Origin of the sequence: Euryhalocaulis sp. (assembly GCF_013911995.1) — a bacterium.
Lineage (GTDB): Bacteria > Pseudomonadota > Alphaproteobacteria > Caulobacterales > Maricaulaceae > Euryhalocaulis > Euryhalocaulis caribicus.
On sequence record NZ_JACESD010000048.1, the window covers coordinates 1 to 21,701 of the forward strand.

General features: G+C 63.9%; 21 protein-coding genes. 17 read left to right on the forward strand and 4 right to left on the reverse strand.

Annotated elements, in window-relative coordinates; translation table 11 throughout:
- From H2040_RS11705 to H2040_RS11735, 7 genes are all read left to right on the forward strand, one after another.
- On the forward strand, nucleotides 1–1,483 hold a 1,483-nt coding region (locus H2040_RS11705), incomplete at its 5' end, for a DUF4159 domain-containing protein (protein ID WP_287157555.1).
- Nucleotides 1,480–3,528: a hypothetical protein gene (locus H2040_RS11710; RefSeq protein ID WP_287157556.1), complete on the forward strand. Its 2,049-nt coding sequence runs from the start codon at nucleotides 1,480–1,482 to the stop codon at nucleotides 3,526–3,528. The genes H2040_RS11705 and H2040_RS11710, both read left to right, overlap by 4 nt.
- Before the next feature lie 68 nt (nucleotides 3,529–3,596).
- A complete protein-coding gene (locus H2040_RS11715; protein ID WP_287157558.1) occupies nucleotides 3,597–5,150 on the forward strand; it encodes a mechanosensitive ion channel family protein in 1,554 nt (517 codons plus the stop codon).
- Between the two features lie 82 nt (nucleotides 5,151–5,232).
- Nucleotides 5,233–5,922 (forward strand): pirin family protein, encoded by a 690-nt coding sequence (locus H2040_RS11720; RefSeq protein WP_287157559.1) that lies wholly within the window; start codon nucleotides 5,233–5,235, stop codon nucleotides 5,920–5,922.
- Between the two features lie 50 nt (nucleotides 5,923–5,972).
- Nucleotides 5,973–6,563, forward strand: a complete 591-nt coding sequence (locus tag H2040_RS11725) for a hypothetical protein (protein ID WP_022696951.1) — start codon at nucleotides 5,973–5,975, stop codon at nucleotides 6,561–6,563.
- A 9-nt stretch (nucleotides 6,564–6,572) separates the two neighbouring features.
- Entirely contained in the window at nucleotides 6,573–6,752 is a 180-nt protein-coding gene (locus tag H2040_RS11730) for a hypothetical protein (RefSeq protein WP_287157560.1), read from the forward strand.
- 101 nt (nucleotides 6,753–6,853) lie between these two features.
- Nucleotides 6,854–7,732, forward strand: coding sequence for a peptidylprolyl isomerase (locus tag H2040_RS11735; RefSeq protein WP_287157561.1), 879 nt, complete (start codon nucleotides 6,854–6,856; stop codon nucleotides 7,730–7,732).
- Nucleotides 7,733–7,800: 68 nt separating this feature from the next.
- On the opposite strand, the gene H2040_RS11740 is transcribed toward H2040_RS11735, so the two are convergent.
- Entirely contained in the window at nucleotides 7,801–8,769 is a 969-nt protein-coding gene (locus H2040_RS11740) for a calcium-binding protein (RefSeq protein ID WP_287157563.1), read from the reverse strand.
- A gap of 422 nt (nucleotides 8,770–9,191) precedes the next feature.
- Between H2040_RS11740 and H2040_RS11745 the strand changes: the two genes are divergently transcribed.
- The 7 genes from H2040_RS11745 (at nucleotide 9,192) to lpdA (ending at nucleotide 15,648) form a co-directional block, all read left to right on the forward strand.
- Entirely contained in the window at nucleotides 9,192–10,421 is a 1,230-nt protein-coding gene (locus H2040_RS11745; RefSeq protein ID WP_287157565.1) for a thiamine pyrophosphate-dependent enzyme, read from the forward strand.
- A gap of 11 nt (nucleotides 10,422–10,432) precedes the next feature.
- A complete protein-coding gene (locus H2040_RS11750) occupies nucleotides 10,433–11,467 on the forward strand; it encodes an alpha-ketoacid dehydrogenase subunit beta (RefSeq protein WP_287157567.1) in 1,035 nt (344 codons plus the stop codon).
- Nucleotides 11,467–12,786 carry a dihydrolipoamide acetyltransferase family protein gene (locus H2040_RS11755; protein WP_287157569.1) on the forward strand — a complete coding sequence of 440 codons (1,320 nt, stop codon included), beginning with the start codon at nucleotides 11,467–11,469 and terminating at the stop codon, nucleotides 12,784–12,786. Before H2040_RS11750 ends, H2040_RS11755 begins: the two co-directional genes overlap by 1 nt.
- 2 nt (nucleotides 12,787–12,788) lie before the next feature.
- The gene (locus H2040_RS11760; protein ID WP_287157570.1) at nucleotides 12,789–13,034 is read left to right on the forward strand and encodes a hypothetical protein; all 246 of its coding nucleotides are present in this window, start codon (nucleotides 12,789–12,791) and stop codon (nucleotides 13,032–13,034) included.
- A gap of 103 nt (nucleotides 13,035–13,137) precedes the next feature.
- The gene (locus tag H2040_RS11765; RefSeq protein WP_287157571.1) at nucleotides 13,138–13,869 is read left to right on the forward strand and encodes an FRG domain-containing protein; all 732 of its coding nucleotides are present in this window, start codon (nucleotides 13,138–13,140) and stop codon (nucleotides 13,867–13,869) included.
- Nucleotides 13,866–14,228, forward strand: a complete 363-nt coding sequence (locus tag H2040_RS11770) for a pPIWI-associating nuclease domain-containing protein (protein WP_287157573.1) — start codon at nucleotides 13,866–13,868, stop codon at nucleotides 14,226–14,228. Before H2040_RS11765 ends, H2040_RS11770 begins: the two co-directional genes overlap by 4 nt.
- 4 nt (nucleotides 14,229–14,232) lie before the next feature.
- Nucleotides 14,233–15,648 carry a dihydrolipoyl dehydrogenase gene (lpdA, locus tag H2040_RS11775; RefSeq protein ID WP_287157574.1) on the forward strand — a complete coding sequence of 472 codons (1,416 nt, stop codon included), beginning with the start codon at nucleotides 14,233–14,235 and terminating at the stop codon, nucleotides 15,646–15,648.
- A gap of 18 nt (nucleotides 15,649–15,666) precedes the next feature.
- Here the strand turns inward: lpdA and H2040_RS11780 are convergent, their stop codons facing one another.
- Complete coding sequence (locus H2040_RS11780) at nucleotides 15,667–16,296, reverse strand: TetR/AcrR family transcriptional regulator (RefSeq protein ID WP_287157576.1); 630 nt, start codon at nucleotides 16,294–16,296, stop codon at nucleotides 15,667–15,669.
- Nucleotides 16,297–16,447: 151 nt separating this feature from the next.
- On the opposite strand from H2040_RS11780, the gene H2040_RS11785 reads away from it, so the two are divergent.
- The gene (locus H2040_RS11785) at nucleotides 16,448–16,969 is read left to right on the forward strand and encodes a hypothetical protein (RefSeq protein ID WP_287157580.1); all 522 of its coding nucleotides are present in this window, start codon (nucleotides 16,448–16,450) and stop codon (nucleotides 16,967–16,969) included.
- Nucleotides 16,970–17,053: 84 nt separating this feature from the next.
- Entirely contained in the window at nucleotides 17,054–17,935 is an 882-nt protein-coding gene (locus H2040_RS11790) for a cation diffusion facilitator family transporter (protein ID WP_287157581.1), read from the forward strand.
- Nucleotides 17,936–18,017: 82 nt separating this feature from the next.
- On the opposite strand, the gene H2040_RS11795 is transcribed toward H2040_RS11790, so the two are convergent.
- Nucleotides 18,018–18,632, reverse strand: coding sequence for a hypothetical protein (locus tag H2040_RS11795; RefSeq protein ID WP_287157582.1), 615 nt, complete (start codon nucleotides 18,630–18,632; stop codon nucleotides 18,018–18,020).
- A 59-nt stretch (nucleotides 18,633–18,691) separates the two neighbouring features.
- Entirely contained in the window at nucleotides 18,692–19,108 is a 417-nt protein-coding gene (locus H2040_RS11800) for a very short patch repair endonuclease (RefSeq protein ID WP_287157584.1), read from the reverse strand.
- 191 nt (nucleotides 19,109–19,299) lie between these two features.
- Here H2040_RS11800 and H2040_RS11805 point away from each other — a divergent pair.
- Nucleotides 19,300–21,701: coiled-coil domain-containing protein (locus H2040_RS11805; RefSeq protein WP_287157586.1), on the forward strand; the 2,402-nt coding region annotated here is incomplete at its 3' end.

Consider the following 21,701-nt stretch of genomic DNA (forward strand, 5'->3'; position numbering starts at 1 on the left):
CTCCATGGGCGGGGCGCTGGCCTGGGACGAGCCGCAGGCGCTGGCCGAGTTCCCGGAAAGCTCTCCCTTCGCGGGGCTGAGCCTTGGCGAGGACATAACTGTGGAGCGCCAGGTGCTGGCCGAACCGGAGCCGGATCTGGGCTACAAGACCTGGGCGCGGCTGCAGGACGGCACGCCGCTGGTCACCGCCGAGCGCGTGGGGCGCGGCTGGATCGTGCTGTTCCACGTCACCGCCAATCCGGAATGGTCGAATCTGCCGCTATCGGGCCTGTTCCTTGAGATGCTGGACCGGGTTTCCGGTCTGGCGACCGCGGGCGGCGCGGGCGCGGAAGCGGGCGAAGGCCCTTACCGGCTGGAACGCGCTGTCAATGCGCGCGGCCTGCTGGGCGCGCCGTCCGGCGATGCGCGGCCGGTGCCCGCCGACGCCTGGCCGCCGGACGCCATCGGCCCCGAAACGCCGCCGGGGCTTTACCGGCGGGGAACGGACGCCGGGGCGCTGAACGTGATCGGACCGGGTGATGCGCTGATCGCCACGCCCCGCATCAACGGCGTGCGCGCGGATAATTACGGCGAACGCTCGCCGCAGCGCCTGTCCGGCCTGCTGCTTCTGGCCGCGCTGGTCCTGCTGGCCGCCGACGCGCTTATCGCCCTGTTGCTGTCGGGCCGCATGCGCGGCCTGACGCGCCGCCTGCGCCCCGGCGCGGCGGCGATGGCCGCGGGCCTGTTCGCGCTGGCGCTGAACCCCGGACCGGCCCGCGCGCAGGCCGCGGACGAAGCCGCGATGGCGGCGGCGCTGGAAATGCGGCTGGCCTATGTCGAGACCGGCGATGCGGAGATCGACCAGATGAGCCGCGCCGGGCTTCAGGGCCTGACGCGGGAGCTGATCCGCCGATCCGCCGTCGAACCGGCGGAGCCGGCGGGCGTGACCATCGGCGAGGACAATCTGCTGCTCTATCCGCTGCTCTACTGGCCGGTGCGCAGCAGCGAGCGGCCGCTGAGCCCGCGCGAAACCGCCGCGCTGGACGAATATATCAAGGCGGGCGGCACGGTTCTGTTCGATACGCAGGATGCGGGAACCGCCGCCACGCGGCTGGGCGGCGGGCATCAGGGCCTGCAGGTCTTGCTGTCCGATCTGGACGTGCCGCCGCTGGCCCCGGCCCCGGCCGAACACGTTCTGACCAGGAGCTTCTATCTGCTGGACGACTATCCCGGCCGCTGGGACGGCGGGAAGCTGTATGTCGAGACGGACGAGGCCAGCGGGCGCGACGGGGTTTCCGGCATCATCATCGGGTCAAACGATTACGCCGCCGCCTGGGCGGTCGACGCCGAAGGGCGGCCCATCGCGGCCATCGCCTCTGACGATCCGCGCCAGCGGGAAATCGCCTACCGGGTCGGCGTCAATCTGGTGATGTATGTCCTGACCGGCAACTACAAGGCCGATCAGGTGCACGTGCCGGCGCTGCTGGAGCGGCTCGGCCAATGATCTCTTCCATCGAGTTCGAACCGCTGGTCCCCTATCTGGCGCTGATCATCGGCGGCGGATTGGCGCTGCTGGGCGTGCTGATCGGGGCGGCAATGGGCCTGCGCGGCTGGATCCTGCGCGCGCTGGCGGCGCTGGCGCTGATCGCCGCGCTCGCCAATCCCTCCATCGTGCGGGAGGAGCGCGAGCCGCTCTCCGACATCGCGGTGATGCTGGTCGACAGAAGCGAGTCGATGGAAGCCGGAAACCGCGCCGCCGCGGCGGATTCGGTGGCGGCGGCCATCCGGCAATATGCAGAAAACGACGACAGTCTGGAGCTGGTCGAAGCGGAAATACCGCGCGATTCCGGCGGCACGCGGCCCTTCGAGGCGCTGTCCGGCGCGCTGGCCGAGGTTCCGCGCGACCGTCTGGCCGCCGTGATCGACGTGACAGACGGACAGGCGCAGGACGCCCCCGAGGACCCGGACGCGCTGGACCTCGGCGCGCCCTTCCACGCGGTGCTGGTGGGCGACCCGGACGCCGATGACCGGCGGCTTGAGATTGTCCGCGCGCCGTCCTTCGGCCTGGTCTCCGAGCCGGTCAGCTTTGTCGTGAAAGTGATCGACCCGGCCGTGCCGCCCGGGACCTACGCCAATGTCAGCCTGTCGGTGGACGGCGACGAACCGGTGCGCGCCCGCGCCCGGGTTGGCGAGGAATCGGAAGTTCTGCTGCCGCTGGGCCATCGCGGCCCCAACATCGTCGAGGTGACGGTGGCGGAGGGGCCGGAAGAGCTGACCCTGATCAATAACCGCGCCGCACTCTCCATCACCGGGGTTCGCGACCGCCTGCGCGTGCTGCTGGTCACCGGGGAGCCGCACCAGGGCGCGCGCGACTGGCGCAACCTGCTGAAGTCCGACCCCAGCGTGGACCTTGTCCATTTCACGATCCTGCGGCCGCCGCAGAAAGACGACCGCACGCCGATCGACGAGCTGTCCCTGATCCAGTTCCCCACCACCCAGCTGTTCGTGGAAAAGCTGGACGAGTTCGATCTGATCATCTTCGACCGCTACAAGCGGCGCGGCGTGCTGCCGCCGCTCTATCTGGACAATGTCGCGCGCTATGTGGAGGACGGCGGCGCGCTTCTAGTCGCCGCCGGGCCGCCTTTCGCCGGGCCGCTGAGCCTGTCGCGCTCCATGCTGGCGAGCGTACTGCCCGCCCGTCCGACGGGCCGCGTTGGCGAACAGCGCTTCGCGCCGGGCCTGACCGAGGCCGGACGCATCCACCCCGTCACCGCCGGCTTCGCGGACGAGGCCGCGGAAGAGTGGGGGCCGTGGTTCCGCATTGTCGAGGCGGAGGCCGTCTCCGGCGATACGCTGATGTCCGGCCCGGACGAACGGCCCCTGATGGTTCTGGACCGCGTGGGGGAGGGCCGCGTCGGGCTGCTGCTGTCCGATCAGGCCTGGTTGTGGGCGCGCGGATACGAGGATGGCGGCCCCTATCGCGAATTGTTCCGCCGGGTCGCGCACTGGCTCATGAAAGAGCCGGAACTGGAGGAAGAGCGACTGTCGGCCCGGATCGAGGGCGAAACCGCCATTGCCGAGCTGCGCACCATGGGCGAAGCGCCGGAAGGCGGAACCATGACCGCCCCGAACGGCGAAGAGACGCCGCTGGAGTTCAGCGAGGTTTCGCCCGGCCGCTATCGCGCCGAAATGGCGGTCGGCGGCACCGGGCTGCACCGCTTCCGCGCCGGCGAGTTGACCGCCGTGGCCGCGGCGGGCGCGCTGAACCCGGCCGAGTTCGAGAACATGAAGGTCGATGGCGAGGCGCTGGCCCCCGTCGCCAGCGCCACGGGCGGCGGCGTGATCTATGCCGGCGAGGCGGGGGAAGCCCCGCAGATGCGCCGCGTGCGCGAAGGCTATGACGCCGCAGGCCGGGAATGGATCGGCTTCAAGCGGAATGAGCGTTATCGCGTGGCCGAGCGGGAATCGACGCCAGCCGCGCCCGCGCTGCTGATGCTGGCGCTGGTCCTGCTTCTGACCGGCGGGGCATGGCGGCGCGAGGGACAATAAGTCCGCAGTAAAGCTAACCTGTTCTATCTCGACATGAATCACGCTTGCCGTGTAGCTTTGTACGCGGAATGCAGGATACCGCCTCGACCGCACAGGATCAGACCCCGCCGCCCGAAGAGGGCGCGCAGGACATGCCCGAAATCCAGGCGGACCTGCCAGAGATCAACCCCGAATCCATCGCCCGCCGGCTGGAGCCGGAAAATGTCCGCGACGTGGTTTCGCAGGGCTGGATCTGGGTCGCCGACAATATCCTGACGCTTGAGGCGGCGCTCCAGATCGCGCTGGTCGCGGCCTCCATCACCGGCGCCATCCTTATCTACCGCCTGGCCCTGAAGGGCATGGAGCGGCTTCTGGAGCGCGAGGATGTTCCGGATCTGGCCAAGAAAATCGGTCACTGGGTGCGGCCGCTGATCTGGCCGGCCCTGTTGCTGATCTTCTTCATGGCCTCCGAACTGGGGCTGGACGCGGTGGGCCAGCCGCATTTCCTGCCGCGCGTCGCGGTCAGCCTGACGGTCGCCTGGATCGTTATCCGGTTTTTCTCGACCATCATTCAGGAGCCGTTCTGGGCGCGCACGGCGGCGACCCTGGCCTGGATCATCGCCGCCCTCAGCATTTTCGGCCTGTTGCGGCCCACGGCCGAATTCCTCGACACCCTGGGATTCGTGGTGGGCGAGACGCGGCTTTCCGCGCTTTCCATCGTGCGCGGCATGGTTATCGCGGTGCTGTTCTTCTGGGTCGCGCTATGGTTCTCCGGCGTCCTGAAGGGGCGGATCGACCGCCTGCCCAGCCTGACGCCCTCGGTCCGCATCCTGTTATCGCGCGCCCTGCAATTGCTGCTGATTACGGTGGCGGTCCTGATCGGCCTGTCCTCCATCGGCTTCCCGCTGACGGCGCTGGCCTTCTTCTCCGGCGCGCTGGGCCTTGGCATCGGCTTCGGGCTGCAGCAGATCTTCTCCAACCTCGTCTCCGGCGTGATCCTGCTGCTGGACCGGTCCATAAAGCCGGGCGACGTGATCCAGGTGGACGAGACCTATGGCTATGTGAAGTCGCTGGGCCTGCGCTACGCCTCGGTCGTCACCCGCGACAATCACGAGCACCTGATCCCGAACGAGGAATTCATCATCAACAAGGTGGTGAACTGGTCCTTTTCGGACCGGGCCGTGCGGATCAAGAAAGAGGTGGGCGTCGCCTATGACGCCGACATCCACAAGGCGCGGGAACTGATGCTGGAAGCCGCCGGCTCGATCGAGCGCGTGCTGAGCCATCCGCGTCCGGTGTGCCTGCTGACCGGGTTTGGCGACAGCGCTGTGGAACTGGAAATCCGCTTCTGGATTTCTGACCCGCAGAACGGCGTGCGCAACGTCACCAGCGAAGTGTTGCTGGCGATCTGGGACCTGTTCCAGGAGCATGAAATCGCCATCCCCTTCCCGCAGCGCGACCTGCATATCAAATCGGTCGAGCCGGGGATTCTCACCGTTGCGCAACGTCAGCCGCCGGCGCCCGCCGCCAGGCCGAAGACCACGAAGGAGGAGGTCGATGCGCGGCAGGGAAGCGGCAAGGGCGAGGCGCCGGACGAGGATCAGCCTGAAAGCGTGACGGACGCGCCTGATTTCGACGACTGACGCGAACCGGGCTTCACATTCGCAAAACTTTGCCTATCTACGTTCCCAAGCGGCTGTCAGCCGCATGTCATGGAGCGATACGATGATCGAGAAACGCCCTTTCAACCAGCTTGGCCGGTTCGAGAATGACTGGCTGAACGCCCATTATCATTTCAGCTTCTCCCGCTATTTCGACCCGCAACGCATGGGCTGGGGCAAGCTGCGCGTGTGGAATGACGACACGATCCGCGCCGGAACCGGCTTCCCGCCGCACCCGCACGACAATATGGAAATCATCACCTATGTCCGGACCGGAGCGATCAGCCACAAGGACAGCCTGGGCAATTCCGGGCGCACCGGCGCGGGCGACGTGCAGGTGATGAGCGCGGGCAGCGGCATCCGCCATGCCGAGTTCAATCAGGAAGACGAGGACACGACCCTCTTCCAGATCTGGATCGAGACCGACCAGACCGGCGGCGAACCCTATTGGGAGACCGCGGAATTTCCCAAGGATTCAGGGAAGTTTGTCACCCTGGCGTCAGGCCGGAAAGGCGACGAGGCTCTGCCGATCCGTCAGGACGCCCGCATTCTGGGCGCCACGCTGAAAGCGGGCGAAAGCGAAACCTATGAGCTGGGCGAAGGGCGCTATGCCTATCTGGTCGTGGCCCGCGGTTCGGCGGACGTGAACGGCGTGCCGCTTGGCCCGCGCGACGGCGCGGCCATCCGCGAGGAAGACGTCATCCGCATCAAGGCCGGCGAGGAGGCCGAGCTGGTGCTGGTGGACACTGTCTGAAGCAGCCGCGGTTAACAGTGTTTTCAGTCATGGCGCCCCAGAGTGGCGCCATGATGCTGTTTCAGAATCGCAAGCCCGAGACCGAAGAGGTCGACACCAGCGTCGCGGTGGACCGCGCGCTGCGTCACGCCGCCGTCAAGGATCCGTATGCCCTGAAGGAGCAGACGCAGATCCTGGAGAACGCCATCGCCACGCTGGAGGCCGCCGCGCAAGGGGTGGACGCGATCGGCGCGATGATCGGCGAAGGCCGGGAGCTGACGGGAAGCGCCGCGGCGACCGAGAACAAGGCCAAGCGCGCCCTGATCGCCGAACGCTATAACGACATGATCGAGGCCATCGACACAGCCGCCAAGGCGGCCAGCGCCAACGGCGTCAATCTGATCGATGACGGACATGACGAGATCGAAATCAATCTGCAGGAGCATGGCGGCGTGAAGCTGGCCGTGCGCCATACGCGCCTGACGCGCGGCATTGGCGGATTCCAGCTGTCCCCCGCGCGCGACGCCTTCGATGGCGATGCGGAAATCGAACAGATCCGCAAGGAACTGGACGACGCTCACGCCCGGCTGGACGGGCTGGCCGAACGCTATTGCGCCGACGCCGCCTTCCTGGCCGAGCGTCTGGCCGCCTTCGCGGCCTGATTTGTGGCCATGAAACGCTTCCTCCTCGCCATCATCGCGGTACTGGCCTGTAACGGCCTGGCCGGCTGCATCGCCGCCACCGCCGTATCCGTGGCCGGCGATGTTGTTCAGGGAACCGTGGACGTGGCCGGCAATGTCGGTCAGGCCGTCATACCCGGCGATGATGATGACGATGAGGACGACGACTGAGCGTCCGTCTTCTTCCGTAATATTTCAAACCTCTCCCATGTTCCGCTTGGAGCGGGCCCGCGCTAGGCTGCGGCCAGTTCCGCATTCCCGCAGGAGTATGCATGCGCGCTTCCACGACTTTTGCCGCCCTTGCCGCCGTCCTGGCGCTCGCCGCGCCCGCCGCCGCACAGGACGCGAACCCCGAAGATGACGCCGCCAACTGGCGCATCGTGGCCCCGGACAATCTTCTCCTGTTGGAGACGCCGGGCGGCACCGTCACGATCGAGCTGAACCCGGCGTTTGCCCCGGAAACCGCCGAACAGATGCGGACCCTCGCCCGCACCGGCCATTATGACGAAGGCGCGAGTTTTTATCGCGTAATCGGCAATTTCGTTGCGCAGGGCGGCATCTGTATCGGCCCGGACTGCGAAGGCGATGACGGCGCGCCGGAACTGCCCCGCGAATATGAGCGCGAAATCGGCGAGGGCATTGAGTTCACCCCGCTGGGCAATGCCGATCTGTTCGCGCAGGAGGCCGGCCATATCGGCGGCTTCGCCGCGGGCCGGCAGGACGATACGGTCTGGCTGCTGCACTGCATGGGCGCCATGGCCATGGCCCGGAACAACGACCCCGACTCCGGCTCGTCCCATTTCTACATCATAAATGGTCAGGCGCCCCGGCATCTGGACCGCAACCTGACCGTATTCGGGCGGGTGATCGGCGGGATGGATCATGTTCAGGCCGTCAATCACGCTGCGCCCGGCAATGCCTCCGGCGTTATCCCGGACGCAGGCGACCGCACGCCCATCCTGTCGGTCTCGCTTGCCGCGGACCTGCCCGCCGGCGAGCGGCCGCAATGGGAAGTCATGCGGACGGATTCGCAGGCATTTGCGGATCTGAAAACTGCCAAGCGGGTGCGTGACGGCGAGTTCTGGTTCCGCAAGCCCCCGGAGACCGTGGACATCTGCACCCTGACCGTACCGGCGCGGCGGATCGATTAGCGCCTCTTTCAAAAGAGAAAAGCGGCGGAAACCGCCGCTTTTCCATCCGGAAAGCGAAGCTGCAAACGCTATCCGAGGATGATGCCGAACAGATCATCCAGTATGCCGCCCAGTGTCGAGCCGACATTGTCGACCAGATCGCCATAAGCGATCAGCGCCAGAGGCGCGGCCGAGTCCTGGATATATTCGACATCCGATCCGACCAGGATCGTGTTGCCATTGCCATCGTCCAGCACGACTTCACCGTTCAGGTTCAGCGTGACGAGATAGTCGTCCGCGGCGCCGTCTTCGAACACCACGCCGTCGAACCCGTCGCCGCCATAGAATTCGTCTTCGCCGAAGCCGGCCTTGAAGACGTCATCGTCATCGCCGCCATAGGCGATGTCGTCACCGCCCTGGTTCTGGAAGATATCGTCACCGGCGCCGCCATAGCTGATATCGTCGCCGCCGCCATCGACCAGCCGGTCATTGCCGGACCCGCCATACAATCTGTCATTGCCGGCGCTGGCGTTCAGGAGGTCATCGCCCGCCTCGCCAATCAGGAAGTCGTTGCCGAATTCGCCGAACAGGTCGTCATCGCCATTCCCCCCGTAAAGCGTATCCACGCCGCTGCCGCCGACCAGCGTGTCGACCCCCGAACCGCCGTCCAGAACGTCATCGCCGTCGCCGCCGAACAGGCGGTCATCGTCGGCATTGCCGCCCAGATCGTCATTGCCGTCACCGCCGCGCAGCGTGTCGTCGCCGTCACCGCCGCGCAGCTTGTCGGCCCCGGAGTCCCCTTTCAGGATGTCGGAGCCGAGTTCGCCATAGAGCGAGTCCGCGCCCGTCCCGCCAATCAATGTGTCGTTTCCATCGCCCCCGGTCAGGAAATCATTTCCTGAATTGCCGCGCACGATGTCGTCGCCGGCGCCGCCGATCAGTTCATCAGCCCCGCCATTTCCGAACAGTTTGTCGTCTCCCGCGCCTCCGAAGATGGAGTCCGCCGCGCTGGTGCCGGTCAGAATGTCGTTGCCCGTGGTTCCGTTGATAACTGCCATTTTTCTCCTCCTGTGGCTTATGCACGTATTAGGTGCATGAACTTTAGAGGCGCGCAACTCAAAAGGGATTTTTATTCGATATGCACTTTAAAATAATTATGAGAAAAATAGAGAATCAAGTTGCTGATATTAAAGGTATTATATTGCAAGCGTTAGCAACCTCAACGGATTGAGCGCGGCCCAACGCTATAACATATGTTGCTTTGGAGCTGGTTCGATTAAACAACCTATACGCGATTTATTTTTCAAGACCGGGAAACAAGGGCGTCCTGACCGCCGAAATGGCCCCGCCACAGCCCGCGCATTGCTCAAACCCGCGCTTCGCGCTAGGTGAACCCTCGCGTGAGGAAACGCCCATAATTCAAAAAGAGGGCGCGGCGCGGATGACAACGCGCGGCGCCCCATAGCAACAATGGACGCGCATGCGCCGAACAAACGCACCCTTCCACGTGCCCGCCCCCGTGGCGCGGCCCGGTGAAACGCCTGACTTCTCCCATCTGAAGTTCCCCGAGCCGGGGGCGCACAAGCGCCCTTCGCCGGACGTGAACGCCACCGAGACGATGGAGCTGGCCTTCGGCCTGATCCGCGTGCTGGGCGACGATCACAAGGCGGTCGGCGAATGGGATCCGAAGCTGGACGCCGAGACCCTGCGCACGGGCCTCAAGCACATGCTGATGACCCGGGCCTATGACGACCGGCTTCTGAAGATGCAGCGCACCAAGCGCCTTTCCTTCTACATGAAGTCGCTGGGCGAGGAGGCGGTGGCCGTCGCCGCGGCCATGGCGCTGCGGTTCGAGGACATGGTGTTCCCGTCCTACCGCCAGCAGGGCATCCTGTTCACGCGCGGCCGGGACATGGTGGACATGATGTGCCACTGCATTTCCAACGCCCGGGACAATCTGAAAGGCCGCCAGCTTCCCGTTCACTATACGTGGCGGGAGGGGAATTTCTTTTCCATCTCCGGCAATCTGACCACGCAGTTCCCGCAGGCGGTCGGCTGGGGCATGGCGGAGGCCTATAAGGGCTCGGACAATATCGCCGCCTCCTGGATCGGCGACGGATCGACCGCCGAGGGCGACTTCCATTCCGCCCTGACGCTGGCCGGGGTCTACAAGGCGCCGGTCGTCCTGAATGTCGTGAACAATCAGTGGGCGATCTCGATGACGCAGTCGCTGTCGGGCGGCGAGCGCACGACGTTCGCCTCCAAGGCCATCGGCTACGCCATGCCGGGCCTGCGCGTCGACGGCAACGACTTCCTGGCCGTGTACGCCGCCACGCAATGGGCCGCCGAGCGCGCCCGCGCCGGCCACGGCGCGACGCTGCTGGAAATCTACACCTACCGCGCCGAGGCGCACTCCACCTCCGACGATCCCTCCAAGTATCGTCCGAAGGAAGAATGGAATGACTGGCCGCTGGGCGATCCGGTGGAGCGGTTGAAGAACCATCTCATCGCGCTGGGCGAGTGGTCTCAGGACCAGCATGACGCCTATTGGGACGAGTGCGTGGAGAAGGTCGCCGCGGCATGGAAAGAGTCCGTCGGCCACGGCACGCTGGAAGAGGGACCGCTTTCCCCCACCCAGACAATTTTCGAGGATGTCTATGAACAGCCTGATTGGCGCCAGCGGCGCCAGCGGCAGGATCTGGGGGTCTAGAGATGGCGGACATGACCCGCAGCGACACTGAAACGAAACCCATGAGCATGATCGCCGCGCTCAACTCGGCGATCGACACGCTTCTGGAAAAAGACGAACGCGTCGTGCATTTCGGCGAGGACGCCGGCTATTTCGGCGGCGTGTTCGGCGTGACCGCGAAACTGCAGGAGAAATACGGCCTGCACCGCGTGTTCGACGCGCCGATCAATGAAGGCGCCATCATGGGCATGGCCATCGGCATGGCGACGAACGGCCTGAAGCCGATCGCGGAGATCCAGTTTGCCGATTATATCTTCCCCGGCTTTGACCAGATCATCTCCGAGATGTCGCGCATTCGCTATCGCTCGGCGAACCAGTACACCGCGCCGGTCGTGGTGCGCAGCCCGTGCGGCGGCGGCATCTATGGCGGCCAGACCCACTCGATGAGCCCGGAAGCCTTCTTCACCCATATTCCGGGCATCAAGGTCTGCATGCCGTCGAACCCGTATGACGCGAAAGGCATGTTGATCGCGGCCAGCGAGGGCGAGGACCCGGTGATCTTCTTCGAGCCCAAGCGCCTTTATAACGGCCCGTTCGACGGCGACCCCAACAAGCCGCTGACGCCCTGGACCAAGCATGAGCGCGGCCAGGTGCCGACCGGTCATTACCGGGTGGAGCTGGGCAAGGCGGAAATCCGCCGCGAAGGCGCGGACGTCACCGTGCTGGGTTACGGCACCATGGTTCATGTTGGCCTGGCCGCCGCGGAAGCGGCCGGAGTCGACGCCGAGGTGATCGACCTGAAAACCCTGACCCCGTACGACATCGAGACCATCGCGGCCTCGGTGAACAAGACGGGCCGCTGCGTGATCCTGCACGAAGCGCCGCGCACATCCGGCTTCGGCGCGGAGCTGTCGGCGCAAATTCAGGAAGAATGTTTCTATGCGCTGGAAGCGCCCATCAAACGCGTCACGGGTTGGGATACGCCCTACCCGCACGCGCATGAATGGGCCTATTTCCCGGGACAGAAACGGGTCGTCCGGGCGCTGAAAGAGGTAATGGAAGAATAATGGGCGTTTTCAAGTTCAAGCTTCCCGATGTCGGCGAGGGCGTGACCGAGGCCGAGATCGTCGAATGGCGCATCAAGGCCGGCGACGATATCGCCGAAGACGACAACATGGTCGACGTGATGACCGACAAGGCCACCGTCGAACTGCCCTCTCCGGTTTCCGGCAAGGTAAAGGCCCTGAATGGCGAGCCCGGCGACATCATCGCCACCGGCACCGTGATTGTGGAGATCGAGGTCGAGGGCGACGTTCCCAAGCAGGAAGAAGAGGCCGCGCCCGAGCCGGAGCCGAAACAGCCCGAGAAGGTGGCCGAGGAAGCCAAGGCCAGCGAAGCGCCGATAGAGGAACCGGAAGAAAAGCCGGAACCCAAACCCGAACCCGCGCCCAAGCCGGCCGCCTCCGTGCCGAAAGCCGCCGCGCGCGAAGACGGCGAGCGGCCGCTGGCCAGCCCCGCCGTGCGCAAGCGCGCGCTGGAAAGCGATATCGATCTGGGCGCCGTCCCGGGCACCGGCCCGGCGGGCCGCATCACGCATCAGGACATGGATGATTTCATCGCCAGCGGCGGCCGCCTGGCCGCGGCGGCGGGCGGCGGGGGCTCCCGCGGCCTTGCCAAACGCACCGGCGAGGAGACCTCCAAAATCATCGGCCTGCGCCGCAAGATCGCGGAGAACATGGCGAAGTCGAAGCGGACCATCCCGCATTTCGCCTATGTCGAGGAAATCGACGTCACAGACCTGGAGTCCCTGCGCCAGCATCTGAACGCGACCCGCAAGGACGGCCAGCCCAAGCTGACCATCCTGCCCTTCCTGATGACCGCGCTCTGCCGCGCCCTCCCCGATTTCCCGGCGGCCAACGCCAATTACGATGAAGAGGCTAATGAGCTGACCCGGTTCGAGCCGGTGCATTGCGGCATCGCGACGGCCACCCAGAACGGCCTTATGGTGCCGGTGGTCCGTCATGCCGAGGCGCTCTCCATCTGGGACCAGGCCGCCGAGATCTCGCGCCTGGCCGAGGCCGCGCGCACCGGCAAGGCGACGAAGGACGAGCTGACCGGCTCCACCATCACCATCACCTCGCTGGGCGCGATGGGGGGCGTGGCCTCCACCCCGGTCATCAACGCGCCGGAGACGGCCATCATCGGCGTCAACAAGATGCAGGAACTGCCGCGCTACGACGCAAAGGGCCGTGTCGCGCCGCGCCTGATGATGAACCTCTCCTCCAGCTTCGACCACCGCATGGTCGACGGCTACGACGCCGCCTCCCTGATCCAGGCCCTCAAGGCGATGCTGGAGAACCCGGCGACGATCTTTATGGAGGGTTAGGCATGCCGCATCCGGACGATGTTCATCGCTGCACTATTGAAATTTATATGTTGGACAATGACCAATGGCGTGCAGTTGTTGAAGTTATCGAACGCGCCGGACCGGGGAATCGCCACACAGCCTTTCAAGATATATTTGCCACGCATGCGCTAGCGAAAGAAGCTGCTGAGAAATGTGCGAAAGATTTCGGTTTTTCAGCAAGCCAACTGAGGTGGATCGACGACAAAGCAATGGGGAAAAAATCTTAAACGATTGCTTTTCCATGATTGAGATTTTTGGCTGAATTCCCACGATATAAAATCACTGATGCCGTTTATCAGAGAAAGCCTTACTAAGTTTTTCTATTAAGCTATGCCCCGTCGAATTAACCTATCGAAACAAGTTCTTGAGCGAGTACGCGCTAGAAGGGAAGCTTTTGCACACTTCCAATACTTTGTTGACTGGGTTCAAGAGCATAAATCACCGCGCTGGGTTTTTCGCGGCCAGTCGCAAAAATGGGCATTGCTGCCTTCTGTGGGCAGATTGGATCAATATAAACCAGAACGGGAAATACATTTATTAGAAGAGTTTAAGCGATCAGCGCTCGCTAACTTGGATAGGCGCGACTTCCACTCAGATTGGGATTGGCTTTCCCTTGCTCAGCACCACGGACTGCCAACACGATTAATTGACTGGACGACAAATCCTTTGGTGGCGGGATACTTTGCATGCCAACCCTCCCCTCGGGGTAAGCGAGACGGTCTAGTTATAGCCGTTGAAGCAAGAGCGATCGGGTTTTATCGGCCTAATGATCCAGAAGAAGTCGACCCCTTTAAGATTGAGGATAATCGCTTCCTTTATCCCTCCGCACTCGCACAGCGCATCACCGCGCAACGTGGTCTTTTCAGCATTCATGCAAATCCAAAAAAGCGGTGGATAATGAAGAACCACATCAAGCGCTTCGAAATACCGGGTAAACTTAAAACCGATTTCCAGAGAATGTTTTTTTCAATGGGCATCGACGCTGCCTGCTTGATGACCGATTTAGATGGGCTCGCGCAAACTCTTCGTTGGCGCCTAAAAAATGGGGTGCTTACGGAATGAGCAATCCTATCAGATATACCAGTCATTTGTTCGAGATAATCGGACCAATCGAGCAAAAAATTGAGAGCGCTCTAGAGAATTATGAAGTTGAGGAAAGTTCAGCCTGGCAAGAGCTTTCCGACCTTTCTGCTAATACAGTTTTTGATGGTATTGAAGTTTATGGAGATTCAGTCATTAAAGATGGTGATGATATTATCATTGCCGCAACAATATATGTCACATTGAATTATGACATAAACTCTAATGACCCTGTAAGCTTTAATGACTCCTATCCAGCTAGGGTTTACTTCACTTTATCCCCAGAAAACGAAATTTTGATTCAGAACATCGAAGCCGACACTAGAAGCTTTTATGAGTAGTGCCATGAAAACCCGCAAGTGCAAAGTTCTCGTCGTAGGCGCCGGGCCCGGCGGTTATCCGGCCGCGATCCGCGCCGGCCAGCTGGGCCTGGATACGGTGATCGTCGAGGGCGACCGGCTGGGCGGGACCTGCCTGATCCGGGGCTGCATCCCCTCCAAGGCCGTGATCCACGCCGCGACCGAGTTCGAGCACGCGAAGGACTACGCCGCCAACCAGACCATGGGCATTTCGGTGAAAGATCCCGAGATCGATATGGAGAAGATGATCGGCTGGAAGTCCAAGATCGTCGACCGGCTCTCCGGCGGCGTGCAGATGCTGCTTAAGAAGGCGGGCGTCGAGGCGGTCGCCGGCTGGGCGACATTCGAGGACGCCAAGACCTGCGTGGTCGAGCGCGAGGGCGAGGAGAAGCTGAAGATCACCGCCGAGCACGTGATCCTGGCCAATGGCTCCACCGAGACCGAGCTGCCCTTCATGCCGTTCGACGGCGACACCGTGATCAGCTCCACCCACGCGCTGGAGCTGAAAGAGGTCCCCAAACATCTCGTCGTGATCGGCGCGGGCTATATCGGGCTGGAGCTTGGCATCGCCTACGCCAAGCTCGGCTCCAAGGTCACCTTCGTCGAGGCGCTGGACCGCATCATGCCGCTGTTCGACGCTGAAATGACCAAGCCGGTCATGCAATGGCTCAAGAAACACGACGTCGATGTGCGCCTTTCCTGCAAGGCCAAGGGCCTGACCGAGAAGGACGACAAGACGCATCTGGAATTCGAGACCGCCGAAGGCGAGACGGATTCGGTGCGCGCCAGCAAGGTTCTGGTGGCGGTGGGCCGCAAGCCCTGCACGCAGAACTGGGGTCTGGAGAATATGGGCGTCGACATGGACGGCGCCTTCGTGAAGGCGGACCAGCAATGCCGCACCGCCATGCGCGATGTCTGGGCCATCGGCGACCTGATCGGCGAGCCGATGCTGGCCCACAAGGCGACTGCCCAGGGCGAAATGGTGGCCGAAATCATCGCCGGCCATCGCCGCGTGCATGACCCCGTCTCCATCGCCGCGGTCTGCTTTACCGAGCCGGAAGTCGTCGGCGTCGGCCTGACGCCGGACGAGGCGAAAGAGGCCGGGCACGAAACGGTCATCGGCCGCTTCCCGCTTTCCGCGTCGGGGCGGGCGCTGGCGGTGAACGCCGGCGATTCAGGTTTTGTCCGCGTGACCGCGCGCAAGTCCGATCACGTCATCCTCGGCATTCACGCCGTGGGCGCGCATATCGCCGAGATGTCGGGCGAGTTCGCGCTGGCGGTCGAGATGGGCGCGCGGCTGGAGGACATCGCCGGCACGATCCACGTCCACCCGACCATGACCGAAGCCTTCGCCGAGTCGGCCTTGGCGGCGCTGGGCCACCCGATTCATATTCCGGCGTAGAAGGGCTGGCGCGGCGCGTCAGTCCTTGAAGGGAAACAGCAGCTTGGCGGCCTTCTCCACGCGCGCCCATTGGACCTCGTCCTTGCCGTGGCGGACGCTGCGCAGCGCGTCATTGAAGACGGCGACCAGCACCGAAATGCGGTCATGCACGTCGGGATCGTCCTTGCCGATATCCAGCGCCGCGCCGTCTTCCAGAAGGTCGAGATAGATTTTCAGCGTCCGCACCTGGCGCTTGTGATACTCGCTCTCATCTTCCTGGTCCCAGACCCATGAATAGGAAAAATAGGCTTGGATCAGGCGATGCTGGGCGCTGTCATAATCCCAGTGCGCACGCAGCGCCTCCAGGAATAGCGCGGAACGGGACAACCCCTTCTTGCGGCCTTTCTTGACCACCTTGCGGATAATCTCGATGCGCTCGCAAAGAATGCTTTCGAGAATTCCGGTGATCAGACCGACCTTGGAGCCATATTCAGAGAACACCGTGCCGTGGGCCACGCCCGCCGCCTTGGCGATGTCGCTGGCGCGGGTTCCGAAGAACCCCTTTTCAGAGAACAGTTCGCGGGCCGCGTTGATGACGCGCGCCTGGGTCTTTTCCTTCTGCTCGGCGCGGGTAATGGACCGCCGCCTCGGGGCTTGCTTGATTTGCATTTTAAGTACTCCCCGCCCGTCAGACGGGCCCTTGGCCGCATCATTCAAAAATTCCGCCGCGTGTCCAGCTGACTACGCCCAGTGACTGTGGTCATCACTCATTGACTTCAGTCAGTGAGTGTGCTCTATTTCAGATCTCGGAGTTGCACCCATGAAAAAACTGAATGATGAAATGCGCCTGTCGCTGGCGCTTGAGCTGTGGCGCGGCCTCATGTCCGGGGCGGACGAAGCCGATATTCTCTCCGCGCTCGTATCCCGTCTCAATGACGCCCGGCCCGGCATACTCGCCCATATCTTCTTCGGTTGCCGCGAAGATGGCGCGGCGCGTTTCACCTTCATAGGGACAGACGCGGCCGAAGCGCTGAAGGTGGATAACCGGCATGGCGACACTGCGCTGGGCCATCATCTGGATATTCTGGACAGCGTTATTCTGGAATCACACCGCCGGTGCAACGCAGCCTGCCTTCGCGGACAAGGCGATAATGGCGGCCTGTCCATCCTGATCCTTCCCACCGGTCCCGACACGAACGGCGCGCCGGGCTTTCTTGGCCTATGCGCGCCGGCGCCGGCCGCCTCCGCGGACGGGCCTGCCCGGATCGAATATTTCGCGCCGAACAGCGACGTCCAGACGTGTGAAAATGGCAACGTGATGCCGCTTCGCGCCGCCGGCTGACGCCGCCGTCCGAAATAATCGCACATGTCTGTTATAGCGTAGCAAGACAAACCGCGTCCGAGTCGTCTATGCACTGGGACCGACATGGGACACGGCCACGCACATCACCATCACGCGCATAACGAGGCGCGCACGCTGATCGCCGCAGGGCTGACCGGCTCTTTCATGCTGGCCGAAGTGGTGGGCGGCGTGTTGTTCGGCAGCCTGGCCCTGCTGGCCGACGCCGGTCACATGCTGACCGACTTTGTTTCCCTGAGCCTTGCCTTCTTCGCGTTCCGCCTGTCGCGCCGCCCGGCCGACTGGAAGCGCACTTACGGTTATGACCGGTTCCAGGTGCTGGCCGCCTTCGTCAATGGCGTCGCACTGCTGGTTATCGTCGCCTGGATCGTGGTGGAGGCCATTCGCCGCTTCGCCGAGCCGGTGGAGGTTGCGGGGCTGGGCCTGATGGCCGTGGCCGGGCTGGGTCTGATGGTCAATATCGCCGCCTTCCTGGCGCTGCACGGGGCGGACCGGGATAATCTGAACATCCGCGGCGCCACCCTGCATGTTCTGGGCGACCTTCTGGGCTCGGTCGCCGCGCTGATCGCGGGGCTGGTCATCTGGATGACCGGCTGGACGCCGATCGACCCCCTGCTCTCACTTCTGGTCGCCGTGCTGATCCTGCGTTCGGCCTGGGGCCTGACGAAAGATTCAGCCCGCATCCTGCTGGAGGCCGCGCCCAAGGATCTGGACGTGCGCCATATCGCGCCGGACCTGATGGAAGCGATCCCGGAAGTCGAAGACGTGCATCACGTCCATGCCTGGTCGATCACGGAAGGCAAGGCGATGATCACCCTGCACGCCCGCGTTCCGGTCGGATCGATGCCGGACCCTATCGCGGCGGCAATCAAGGCGCGGCTGGCCGAACGCTTCCACATCACCCACGCGACGGTGGAAATCGAATGTGAAGGCTGCGCCGACTCCTGAGCGCGCAAAGAAAAAGCGGGCGTCCGCAATGCGGAGCCCGCTTTCTCCCTGAAATCAGATACGGCCTTTCAGGACCGCATGATTACGACCAGAACGGACGGCGCGCCGGGGCGTCCTCTTCTTCATCGCTGTCATCGTCATTGGCGCTGGACGCCGCGCCATTGGACGCGGCCGGGCGCTCGATGGCGAACTCTTCGAGATCGTCATCGCCGTCCTGGCCCTCATCCATGCCGGCCTGCGGCGCTTGCGGCGCCAGTTCCGGCTCTTCCGCCTCGGCCTGCTGGACCGGGGCCGCCGCGGTTTCGGTCTGAACCGGAGTCGCCGCCGGGGCGGACGCGCCGCCGGACGCCTTGTCGTCCAGCATCGTCAGTATCTTGTCGAACGCCGCTTCGGCGGAGCCGGCGGAACGGCGCGCCAGGCGCCAGACCTTGTCGCACAGCTCGGCATAGTTGCGTCCGTCGCCGGCGGTGTGCGTTTCCAGCTCGGCGCGCTCGACCGCTTCCAGCTCCTCGCCGTTCTGGTCGAAGATCGCCAGTTGCGGATCATTGTCCTTGGAAACGGTGATGGCGTAGCTGCCAATGCTCAAGATATAGGACTTGCCCGGCCCCTCGCGCCATTCCACGCCGGCCTTCTCGGAGGCGGCGCGGAGTTTCTCCACGAGTTGCTGAATGCGCTGTTCCATATTCGACGTGGCCATGTTGGTCCTCCAAAAATCCTTTTGAGCGCCCTGCCTGCAATCGTACCAAAGCAGTCCGCTTATCCCTGCTCCAGAAAGCTCTGCACCCTCTCCAGCAAGTTCGGCGCCGGAATTTCGCACTCCCATATGACAAGTCTTTTCCAGCCAAGCGAATCAAAAGCAGCAGCGACCCTTTCGTCGCGTTCTACATTGCGGCCGATCTTGGCTTTCCAGTAATCGGAATTGCTCTTGGGGGCGCGGGCGCCGCGGGGGCAGTCATGACCGTGCCAGAAACAGCCATGAACGAAGATCGCCTTCTTCCGGCTGGCAAAGACAAGGTCCGGCTTTCCCGGCAGTTCGGCGCGGTGCAGGCGGTAACGGTATCCGGCGGCGTGCAGCATCCGGCGCACCGCCATTTCAGGTTTCGTGTCCTTGCTCTTCACCGCCCGCATGACGGCGGAGCGTTTTTCGGGGCTGAAGACATCGCCGCCTGACATCGGAGCCTTTTAATCCTTGATTTCCATTAACCGTTTTACCCGCCGTTAACCCTAGAGCGCCTTAGGTGTTAACGGAATTGCGTCCTCTGTGATTCGCGAGTGAATTCTCAACATCTGGTGTGGGTTGCTCGCGTTTACACAAAAGGCGCCGGGGCGTAGCGTCCTGTTAACGGTTTGGTGAGGTGATTCGCATGGCTGCCGGGGGGCCGTGGAGCGTTAAGGGGATCGATCCCAAGGCTAGGGAAACCGCCCGCGAGGCGGCCCGGCGCGAGGGCAAGACGCTCGGCGAATGGTTAAACGCGATAATCCTGGAGGGGGATGACGAGCCGGGCGCATCGGATGCGCCGCGCCGGCCCGAACGCTTCTCCACGGATGGTCCGCCCGAACCCGATTTCGGCGCCTTCGCCGATGAGCTGGACGAAGATGACAGCCTGAACCAGAAGCTGCGGGCGCTGGCCAAACGCATCGAGTCCGCCGAGCACCGCTCGACTCTGGCCATCACCGGAATGGACCAGTCGATTCTGGGCCTGATCTCCCGCCTCGACAAAGCCGAAGACAATTATGACGACGCCGCCCACCGCGCCGATGACGCGACGGGCGAACTGCGCGAGGCGCACCAGTCCCTGGCCCAGCGCCTGAAGCAACTGGAAGAGGACGACCGCCCGGCCGAAAGCGTCAAAGCGGTGCAGGGGCTGGAAGACGCCGTCGCCACCGTGGCCGGACATGTCCATCAACGGGACAAGAAGGCCGGACAGCGTTTCGGCGAGGTCGAGGATCGGCTCGAGGCGCTGGCCGGCAAGCTGGAAAAGTCCGGCGAGGAGCTGGCCAAGCGGATCGACGCCACATCCGACCACGCCGCCATGCAGGCGCGGCGAGAGACGGAGTCGCTGCGCCAAGCGTTCGAAACCCACAGGGAAACCAGCGAATCCACGCTGGAAGAGCTGAAATCCTCTGTCGACCGCATCAATGAGCGGCTGGGCAAGGCCGAGCGCCTGACCGACAACGCCGTGCGCGCGCTGGAAGCCAGCTTCGCCAATCTGGACGACCGGCTGCGCGGGGCTGAAACCTCGATCAAGGAAAATTCCGAGACCGGCGTCGGCGACCGGCTGGAAAAACGCTTCACCGATCTCTCCGGCGATCTGCGCTCGATGATCGAGGCTTCACGCGCCGACATGGCCAACCAGCTGGAGAAGGCGGCTTCCGCCCCGCGCCTGCAACGGCTGGAACAGTCCCTGTCGCAGAGCGAGCAGCGCCATTCCGACACGCTGGCGAAAATCGGCGAACAGATTTCCCTGCTTGGCCAGACCGTCGAAAAGCGCATGGATTCGGCCGAGCGCCGCATGCGGGACGAGGCCAATCAGGAACGCGGACTGGAAACGCGCCTGCGCGAAGTCGAGACCAACTCCACCAACGCCATCCGCCGCATCGGCGACGAGGTGGCGCAGATTTCCGAACGCCTGTCCGAGCGTCTGGAAGCCTCCGAAGCGCGCAATGCTGAATCGATTTCCGCGCTCGGCGACCGGCTGGAGCGGCTGCGCGAGGAAGAGGACGAGACGGGCGGCGGCACGCTGGAAGATCGCCTGCGGGACAGCGAAAAGCGCACCCAGCAGATGATCCGCGAAGCGATGGCCGGCGTCGGCGCCAAGCTGGACGCGGTGCGGGACGAAAGCGAGGACGCCCTGTCCCCCGTGCAATCGGCGCTGGCCGATCTGGCGCGGCGTCTGGATTCCATCGAGGGCACGGAACGCGACACCTTCACTGAGGATTACGGCTCCGCGAAGCCCCGGCGCGCCGATGAGGCGGCCGAGGCCGCCGCCATGCCGCGCGCCGAGGACGCCCTGGCCGAGGAAGACGAGGAAGACGCCTTCTTCGTGGACGAGCCCGCCGCGCCGGCCGCGGAAGAGAAAGAGGCGCGTCCCAACCCTTTCGCTTCGCTGGCTCCGGAAACGGACTCGGAGTCGGTCTACGCTGAGACGGACCGCGGCGAAGACGAAGAAACCCTGGATTTCGATTCGGATTTCGACCCGGAAGACGATCTTCTGTTCGTGGACGAACCGGCGCAGGCCGACGCCGCGGCCAAGAAACCGGACCAGCCTGAAAAGGAATCCGTCAAAGCCCCGCCGCGCCCCGCGCCGCTGGGCGCGACCGCAGATCCCGGCTTCCTGAGCGCGGCGCGCAACGCCATGCGCCAGAGCGAGAGCGGCAATGCCCGCGACCGCGGATCGCCGATACTGGGCCGCCGCGAGGAGCCGTCGAAAGGCCGCACGGCCCGCGTCATCCTGATGGGCGCCGGCGCGCTGGCCACCCTGACCCTGATCGGCGCGGCCGCGATGCTGTTCCTTACCGGCAATGAGCAGGATGGCGGCGCGCGCGTGGCCGATCCGCTGACCGGCCCCACGGTCGGCGACGTGCTGAACGGCGAAAGCGATGACGCCGCGTCGGATTCGGCGCAAACCGCCGCCAATGACGGCGTCCCCGCTTCCATGGACGAGCTGTCCTCCCTGCTAGAAGAACCGGCCGACGCGCCCGCGGACGCAGCCGCGGATACAGAGACCGCCAGCGCTGAAGACACGCCGGATGTACCGGCGCAGGC